Origin of the sequence: Butyrivibrio sp. AE2005 (genome assembly GCF_000686965.1) — a bacterium.
GTDB lineage: Bacteria > Bacillota > Clostridia > Lachnospirales > Lachnospiraceae > Butyrivibrio > Butyrivibrio hungatei_A.
The window spans coordinates 10,268-17,928 of record NZ_KK366048.1 but is presented as its reverse complement, the minus strand read 5'-3'; the positions used below and the strand labels follow the sequence as shown (position 1 = coordinate 17,928).

Here is a 7,661-nt window from a genome sequence, read left to right as displayed (position 1 = left end):
GTAAAAAGAAGGCACCCACTGCCAGTACACAGCGGAATACCTTCTTAAAATCAAACAGTTATATGTTCCCCTATTTGCCCACGGCGCCCCGGAGAACGGGAAATCACTAAGCGGCTGCAGCACAGCTCCATAGGCTCAACCCTTCCTGCGGTTCTCGCAAGACCGCTCCCATTACGATGAGTTGTGGCTGAGCGGAAGTATCATTATACCCGTAGCTGTCATCGCCAGTGCCGGTGCTACCGACATTCCAGTGAGGCTATATCGCGCAAGGCGTACCTTTGGGGCTACATACTACAGGAACGTACTTAGTGAATGTATATTCTCTTGTCAAAGTACAGACAAGGGAAAATCCCTTCACTAATAACTACAGAAATAAGGGGAATAATAAGTCTATTTTGAAAATAAAAAAGCAATCTTCCAAGAATGGGCTCCAATTGCCCAAACAGAAGATTGCCTTTTAAGCTTAGTCACTTTTCCAAATAAATTAAATTTTTTCAGTATCTCTTGATACCACATTTCAGCTATATCATCCGATGTTTTTTCTGTATTCGTATAAATCTCATCATATTGATAATCTGCATTAAGCTTATTATTCTTACCATGTCTGCTTGAATATCTGAAAAAACATGTTCAAATCCCTCTTTCATAATCCTATCTTCTTTTTAATTTTTCAACGCCTCTAATTAGAAGACCCAATATTTTCTAATTCTATTCTTTTATTATTCTCGCATCTAATTCCTCAAGTTTTTTCTTTGCCTTATCAACAATAGGTAGCTTGCCTCCAGATGATACCGCAGCTCTATATCTAACAATAGCCTCAATATAATCACCTTTTTCGTAAGCAATAGCCGCAAGATTATAATAGCATTCAGCTTTTAGATTATAACAAGTTATCTGATTAGCCAATATGCTACCATCTATATTGCTATTCATGAGTTCTTTCGCTTCCTCGTATTTTCCATCATGAATTGCAAATGTGCATTTTAGATAATCAATCATAACACTCAAATTTTTACGTTTTTTAGCAGCAGTAGCTTTCACTTTTTCAAGTCTTGCAAGATATTTAGCTGCTTCTTCATGATTATCAACAGCAATATAATAGCATGCAAGTCCAAACATATTATATATGTTATAACATTTAGAAAGATTCTTAGGAATTATTTCCTCATAGTATTTCCAAGCGTTGTCATAATCTCCAAGTGCCAGATATGCATTTGCAATAGTACATTTCCTGCGCCTATCAGTGCGCCAGAAAGGTATTTTCTTTTGAACGAGTTCTTCAGCTTCAATAAATTTCTTAGGATCACCCCAAGCCAGATATATCTCTTTAAAAGAAATATACTTAACCACTCCTATTAAAGAAAATATAATCGCACAAAAAATTGCCGAAACAATGTAATAATAAAAAAACACTCTTGATAATCCACTGTGTAATTCCAAAGCCGCATCATTTCCATAAGTTAACGGGCTAATAAATATGCGTTCAGCTATATAAATTGCACTCAAAAAGATAAGAGCACATATATAAATAATCATTATTTTCCAATACGTTTTCACTTGGTTCTTAACACATTCAGCGGCAGTCATATCGTTATATGTCTTTTTCATAATATTTCCTCTTTTTCTCAATCTAACCCCCTTAACGCACATAAAAAGCACTTACCCTTTACAGATAAGTGCCTTGATACATAGTACAATAAAATTGAAATAGGGTATAAAAGTTCCTTTTTTAATCTTTGCCTTAATAAAAAAACATGTTTTCACATTTCATTTTCAGATTCTTCTTCATTATCTTCGTAGTCTTCAATTTCCTCGTCTTCATCGTCATAATTTTCATCTGCTTCGACAACATTAACCAAGATTGCATCAAATACAAATTTATCTAACTCATCTAAATCATAGCGGAAACCATCTTCACCTCTATATTTATAGTAGCGAAGCATAACCCTATTATCATATTCACTTTCAATATCAACAGACATTATGATATGAAATTCATCTTCAGGGAATAAAGCATGTAATTTATACCCCCACAATTCAACAATATCAAGTCCTAATCTTAAACTTTGTTCATATGTTATTCCTTCAAAATAGCTCCCAATAAGAAATTCACTATGTTCATAATCATAATTAAAGTCTTTATATTTCATAGCTGCTTCAATTGTTTCTTCTGAGACTTTGGGCTTATCATTAATTCTCATGAGGACACAATCATGTACCTTATACATTTCAGGATTAATTACTGACAGTTTACCAGTAAAATCAAAAGTATTATCGATATCTTTGATTTTTAAAAGTTCTTCTTGCATAAGTTTATTCATTTTTATCATAATAAGAATTCTTCCTAATTTAGTATATTTTTTATATCTGTGTAATAATTCTCGCCTTTATCAATAACTAATCCTGTCATCATCCTTGTATGCTTTTCTCCAAAGCCGCAACTAATTACTCATGTGTGATCTAATTTGTTTCCCAAAATCTATTTACCTGTTCAAGAGGTATTTGTTCTACATTAATATCTTTACAAGTTATATTGCCGGTTAATATTGATAAATCAAAGTACACATCATAAAAGCCTTCCACTTCTGCGTTTTCTGCAACAGAAAGCTCTTGGCAATAATAACCAAGCTGCTGCTTATTCATATTTCTTACTAAATTACCTTTTTTTCTCCATCCCCAAGCTGCATCAGTATTGTATTGAACATGCGAACACATCAAAAAGCTTATTTTCCAACATTTTTCTCCATCGATATCGATAAAAATACTAATCTCATCACCAAAAAAATCACTACAAAAGCCCAATACTTCCTTATCACAATAATCAGTCTCTATTATTTTTTTATTGATATCATCTAACATCTTTATTTTTTCCTCCACTTAATCAGAATATGGAATATGACCAGACGGATCATATTTATCAACAATATTGCCATTAACATCTAACGGATTTCCATTCTCATCATATATATGCATATGCCTATACGGAGTTCTTGCCGGCGGTTTTGTTTCTGGCTCATCAATTCTAATTCTTATTTTCCCATTTGAATCTCTTATATGAACACGACCATTGTGTTCTTGATAATCCCAATCATCTGGTAATTTTTCTTTAAGCTCTTTTCTTGTCAGTTTACTAAGAACTTCTGCGTCATTTTCATTAAAAGGATCATCATCTGGCGAATTTGAATCAGTGTTATTATTTTTCTTAATTCCACTGCCCTCATTAGCTTGGGAATCATCTGTTTCTCCCTCTTTAGCTTTACCTTCTAAACCAGTCTCGGCCTTAGTATCATCCTCTTCTTTATCCGCTGATTTGGATTGATTTAGATGGGATGAAAAACTTAAAACAAGCGTAATCAAAAGTACAAACGCAGTTATTGCAATAGCCCACGGTAACGAAGCACCAATAGCTTCAATTGCTGACACAACTATTCCATAAATTACATCCCATGAAATAGGCCCTATAGCAGCTGCTGACACCATCGAAGCCGAACAATTTTGTACTAAAACTTTTTCATCTTTACTTTTACAATTTAGTAACGCCAGATTAGTTGCAGTCTTTATTATATTAGCATCAATAAGTGCATTTTTGTCATATTTCAATCCTGCAAGTTTGATGATTTCTCGTATATCAGTCGCTAACTTTTCAGGATCAACTACTACATTACTTGCATTAAGAGCATTAACCCAAACTGACTGCCGTTCTACTTCGGTCTTAAACACAGTCATTCCTTCAAGCGCCGATGCTGTGGCTTTTATATCTTTCTGTAAATCGTAAGAATGTTCTTTTATCATAGAACGCTTCATGTGCTGTCTGGCATCTTCATTGAAGTTTTCAAACTTGCGTATACACTTATCCATAAAGCCGCCATGACCGCAGAATTCATCATAAACCACCAGCGCCCTGCGATAATTTGGCTGAGTAACGTCACCATATTTTCCATACTCGCTTTCTATTTCCCGTGCTATGCACTCGATATCATACCCTTCATATTCAAGTTTATCGGCAAAGGCCATATGATCACGCTTAATCAGATCCAGCGTTTCATTATCTATACGAGCTTTTGGCGAAGGGTCAACCTTCGCTTCGAACATATTTTTAACACCAAGACACCTATTAAAAAGCTCTCTTTGAATATCCTTACTACCTACATGGAATTTTTCGAACTGTTTGCGATCAATAAATTCCTTTGAGGCAGTTGCCGCTTTTCCTACATAAGTGCTGTTGTTGTAATATTTGCCATATCCGGTTTCAAGTGCTCTTGCATCCCCAATATACCTATCTATATCATGTGCAAGATTATCAACAAATCTATCAAACTTTTCTGCATCAAATTTCTTTACATCACACGCAGAAAAATACCTTTCATCTTCGTAAACTAACCCCATCTATACAAAACTCCATCCCTTTAATCATCATCCGTCAGTGAGCTTAGCTCTGCTTCGAGTTCACTATTTCTATGCTCAAGCTCATCGATAAGCTCATATATTCTGTCTATTATTCTTTGGATATCTGACAAAAGCTGCGACGTTTCACTTAATCCTGCTGCAGTCCTACTACCAATCTCTGTCTGATATCTTTCAGCTTCCTGCTCAAGCTGTCCCCTAAACGCATCACCGTGAGTCATATCATAAGACCTTGCGGGCTCATAAACTTCTTCACGAATTGTGCGTTCCTTCTCTTTTATTATTTCAGCTTTTTCTTGGAGCCTTGAAATCTTTTCCCTATACTCATCGATTTTCTCACAGTTGTGACGAATCTCTCGTTCAATATCTCCTCTTCGACTCAATTCTCATACCTCCCGAGGTTTTCTCGACACTAAGGCTTTCACTTACTTCCCTGTCAACTTCAATCATGCTGTCTCTAAGCGTAAGAAGTCCTTTAGGTAAAGCTGCGGCGGCCTCGTACCTATATAATTTTGATGTTGTATGCACTTCCTTTAACGCTTCAAGAATCTCTACTCCAGCAGGGAATTCCTCAAGACACTCCGAACTATTAAGCGCGCTATCCGTAAGCACCAAATGGTCAGCCGCATTTCTTATATCATTAACTATCCCCGTGAACACGTTTGTGTCCATGAATACCTTATCTTCTGCCATGCATTTACATTTCCTTATATTTAATCTTTTGTAACATTTTGGTAATATTTTATCACGCATAAATATACGGCAGCAAGCACGGAAAATCATAAAGAAATAGCGATACAGCCGTATATAGCTGCATCGCCACAATCTTTTTTATCAAATATCCAATACATACCTCATCTGTCTTATCGCCGACTGCAAAGAGTAATGCACAGCCGGTTGAGACACGCCCTCAATATCTGCTATCTCCTTCTCACTAAATCCATGGAAAAAGAACATTCTCAGCCTCCTTTGAAGCTTATCCGGCAACTGATTTATTGCAGCGCGAAGAACATAAGCATTTATCGCTTCTTCCGGATCAATGGCTTTTGGCACGCCTCTAAGGTAATCCATAGCCTTCTTATTTACCTCCATGCCTTCTTCATAGGCATTCATATCCGTGTGGCGATAATCCTGCATCTGGAGCTTCTTCTCCAAACGCTCATACTCCGCAAATACCTCTCCCTGCTCAGGCGTTATGATGATATATGGCTTAAAGAGATTAAGTTCAAATCCATCGCACGCCTCCAGCTCCTCACGGGACAGATCTGTAGCTATCGCCCATTTTGCATCTCCCTCGATTCCGGGGTAATGCTTCTCCAAACTGTACAACTTATATAAATCCTGACTCTTATTTAATTCCCTTGCTATTGAAGGGCGTCCATCTTTTCTATTATTCATTTCTGACCTCCGTTTTGAAAATTCATAAGTTCCCAAAAACGGAAGTCACGGATAGCGCCCAACATAGGTCTCCCACTTATGCACCTGCGTTCACACTCAGAGCAACAGAAAGAAGCCTGTAATATGAGCAAAGAAAAAAGACGAAGCAAAACAGAATATCTATCACTAGATACTTCTTTCTGTTTTGCTCCGCCTTTCAACGATTCTATGTCGTTCATAGCCGCTAACAAACTCTTGCTACCCGCCGCAACCATTCCGATTCACAGCCGGATACGATGCCGGTACGGATAACTCAGGTATTTAATTGTAACAACTATACAGCTTCTTTAGATTCGAACGAAATACGAATATAAATCCGCTGTCTTTCTGCCTTGATTTTCGCCCCGCATTTTGGGCACATTGCTTCAACACCTGAGAAACTCTCACCTTTGAACAGCAATCGCCCGCAGACAGGACAACAGACATAGATCATTTTCTCTTCCACATGTTCCAAGACCTATACCCCCTCTTTTGAAATTACTGCTCCCCCTCAAAAGATAGGTTTTAAACCTTGTCGCGTAATATAATAACACCACATTTTACTTTTTATTCCATCAACTTGTTATCAATTTAATGTACTAAAACCATCAAATAACCATCAGCAATCCATCAAATGCTTTTTTACCATAAAAGAGCTACTGTCTCACATATAAATGCAAAACAGCAGCTCTAAAGCTCACCTTGCTCTGTCATATTGGTCCCTTTCTTCTTGTTCTCTGCAGCATGCGTATATGTACATGCTGATTCCCAGATACTTGATAGCCTCTCTTTTCTTACGTTCTATAGACGCGGTAGAAAGATTCTCCGCTCGCGCCATCTCCTCATTTGATATAGATTCCGAATTCAGATAGTAATTCTCAATAATCCGCTTATAGAGGTCGCCCTCGCCTGTTCCACCTGCAATCTTCTCCAGTACCATATCAATTACCGACCGCATCCAGGTACAATCCCTGAGATTTTGGAATATCCTGTCAAGATACTCAGTAGATTCTTTTAAAGGTAATCTCATTGCCTCCAAAAAATCCCTTCGCATCGATATCTTTTGATCACGGATCCCATCACTGTCCAAATTGATCTTAAACAGCTGCGGTATCTCAAAGCCACTCCGATAGTGTTCCAACAAGAGCTTCGTCAGATCGCACACATCCTTAGGTTCAAATCCGTTACTAATACATAAATTGTTAATGCGCTGCTCATTTCGGGATATAGTTGCCATAACCAAACCTCCCTCCGCATTATGATATCTATTTTTCCCTACTACTATATGCATCACTAAGCGCCTTGGCATACGTAAGCACCAAGATAAAATCTGCCTCCGTCATATTACGTAAATATGTGACTATTTCCATTTCTTTATCAGATAAATACATGCCACTTTTTGGCTCCGCAGTCGGTTTAAAAAAATCGCTCAAAGATATTCCAAACACATCACATATCTTTTGTATTGTTTGAATCTGTGGCATGCTGGTCCGTCTTCGCATCGCGGACATAGTCGAAGTAGTTACTCCGGACAGCTCACACAGCCTGTATTCTGACATATTCTTTTCGCCACGTAGATTATCAATCCTATCAATCAGCCATTTAGCAGTAACATCCATTGTGGTAAAAAAACCTCCAATCCCCACGAAGTACTACATAATTATTGTAGAGTAATAACTTACTGCATTTAACCTAACTGAATCGAGGATTTACTTGACTGTAGTAAGGTGATTTTTTATTAGAACTTTATTGAAACATCCGCTTCAAAGGTATATTATATTTATACCCAAACATTAGTTCTTTTTTTGATTGAGGTTATATGTTATGAGTAGAGTGATTGA

Annotated in this window: 10 protein-coding genes; all 10 read right to left on the bottom strand. The window is 37.2% G+C overall.

The window, feature by feature from the left end:
• Nucleotides 1–708: 708 nt before the first annotated feature.
• The 10 genes from DL92_RS0117730 to DL92_RS19890 all read right to left on the bottom strand — a co-directional run bounded on the left by DL92_RS0117730 (nucleotide 709) and on the right by DL92_RS19890 (nucleotide 7,439).
• A complete protein-coding gene (locus DL92_RS0117730; protein WP_034469718.1) occupies nucleotides 709–1,608 on the bottom strand; it encodes a tetratricopeptide repeat protein in 900 nt (299 codons plus the stop codon).
• Between the two features lie 152 nt (nucleotides 1,609–1,760).
• Nucleotides 1,761–2,330: a hypothetical protein gene (locus tag DL92_RS0117725; RefSeq protein WP_026668473.1), complete on the bottom strand. Its 570-nt coding sequence runs from the start codon at nucleotides 2,328–2,330 to the stop codon at nucleotides 1,761–1,763.
• A 130-nt stretch (nucleotides 2,331–2,460) separates the two neighbouring features.
• Nucleotides 2,461–2,859, bottom strand: coding sequence for an RNA-binding protein (locus DL92_RS0117720; RefSeq protein WP_026668472.1), 399 nt, complete (start codon nucleotides 2,857–2,859; stop codon nucleotides 2,461–2,463).
• A gap of 18 nt (nucleotides 2,860–2,877) precedes the next feature.
• The gene (locus DL92_RS21355; protein ID WP_197027280.1) at nucleotides 2,878–4,386 is read right to left on the bottom strand and encodes a hypothetical protein; all 1,509 of its coding nucleotides are present in this window, start codon (nucleotides 4,384–4,386) and stop codon (nucleotides 2,878–2,880) included.
• Nucleotides 4,387–4,406: 20 nt separating this feature from the next.
• Nucleotides 4,407–4,787 carry a hypothetical protein gene (locus DL92_RS0117710; protein WP_026668470.1) on the bottom strand — a complete coding sequence of 127 codons (381 nt, stop codon included), beginning with the start codon at nucleotides 4,785–4,787 and terminating at the stop codon, nucleotides 4,407–4,409.
• Nucleotides 4,765–5,097, bottom strand: a complete 333-nt coding sequence (locus DL92_RS0117705; protein ID WP_026668469.1) for a hypothetical protein — start codon at nucleotides 5,095–5,097, stop codon at nucleotides 4,765–4,767. Before DL92_RS0117705 ends, DL92_RS0117710 begins: the two co-directional genes overlap by 23 nt.
• Before the next feature lie 141 nt (nucleotides 5,098–5,238).
• Nucleotides 5,239–5,802: a sigma factor-like helix-turn-helix DNA-binding protein gene (locus DL92_RS20555; protein WP_026668468.1), complete on the bottom strand. Its 564-nt coding sequence runs from the start codon at nucleotides 5,800–5,802 to the stop codon at nucleotides 5,239–5,241.
• Nucleotides 5,803–6,115: 313 nt separating this feature from the next.
• On the bottom strand, nucleotides 6,116–6,274 hold the full coding sequence (locus DL92_RS21895) for a Com family DNA-binding transcriptional regulator (protein WP_420314842.1): 159 nt from the start codon (nucleotides 6,272–6,274) through the stop codon (nucleotides 6,116–6,118).
• A gap of 243 nt (nucleotides 6,275–6,517) precedes the next feature.
• A complete protein-coding gene (locus DL92_RS0117685; protein WP_026668466.1) occupies nucleotides 6,518–7,057 on the bottom strand; it encodes a hypothetical protein in 540 nt (179 codons plus the stop codon).
• A 28-nt stretch (nucleotides 7,058–7,085) separates the two neighbouring features.
• A complete protein-coding gene (locus tag DL92_RS19890; protein WP_051199068.1) occupies nucleotides 7,086–7,439 on the bottom strand; it encodes a helix-turn-helix domain-containing protein in 354 nt (117 codons plus the stop codon).
• Nucleotides 7,440–7,661 lie beyond the last annotated feature (222 nt).

What these genes read in the sequence shown, in the direction of transcription:
- DL92_RS0117730 (WP_034469718.1), bottom strand. Translation starts at nt 1,608, where the DNA reads ATGAAAAAGACATATAACGATATGACTGCCGCTGAATGTGTTAAGAAC.
- DL92_RS0117705 (WP_026668469.1), bottom strand. Translation starts at nt 5,097, where the DNA reads ATGGCAGAAGATAAGGTATTCATGGACACAAACGTGTTCACGGGGATA.
- DL92_RS0117725 (WP_026668473.1), bottom strand. Translation starts at nt 2,330, where the DNA reads ATGATAAAAATGAATAAACTTATGCAAGAAGAACTTTTAAAAATCAAA.
- DL92_RS20555 (WP_026668468.1), bottom strand. Translation starts at nt 5,802, where the DNA reads ATGAATAATAGAAAAGATGGACGCCCTTCAATAGCAAGGGAATTAAAT.
- DL92_RS21895 (WP_420314842.1), bottom strand. Translation starts at nt 6,274, where the DNA reads ATGATCTATGTCTGTTGTCCTGTCTGCGGGCGATTGCTGTTCAAAGGT.
- DL92_RS19890 (WP_051199068.1), bottom strand. Translation starts at nt 7,439, where the DNA reads ATGGATGTTACTGCTAAATGGCTGATTGATAGGATTGATAATCTACGT.
- DL92_RS0117685 (WP_026668466.1), bottom strand. Translation starts at nt 7,057, where the DNA reads ATGGCAACTATATCCCGAAATGAGCAGCGCATTAACAATTTATGTATT.
- DL92_RS0117720 (WP_026668472.1), bottom strand. Translation starts at nt 2,859, where the DNA reads ATGTTAGATGATATCAATAAAAAAATAATAGAGACTGATTATTGTGAT.
- DL92_RS21355 (WP_197027280.1), bottom strand. Translation starts at nt 4,386, where the DNA reads ATGGGGTTAGTTTACGAAGATGAAAGGTATTTTTCTGCGTGTGATGTA.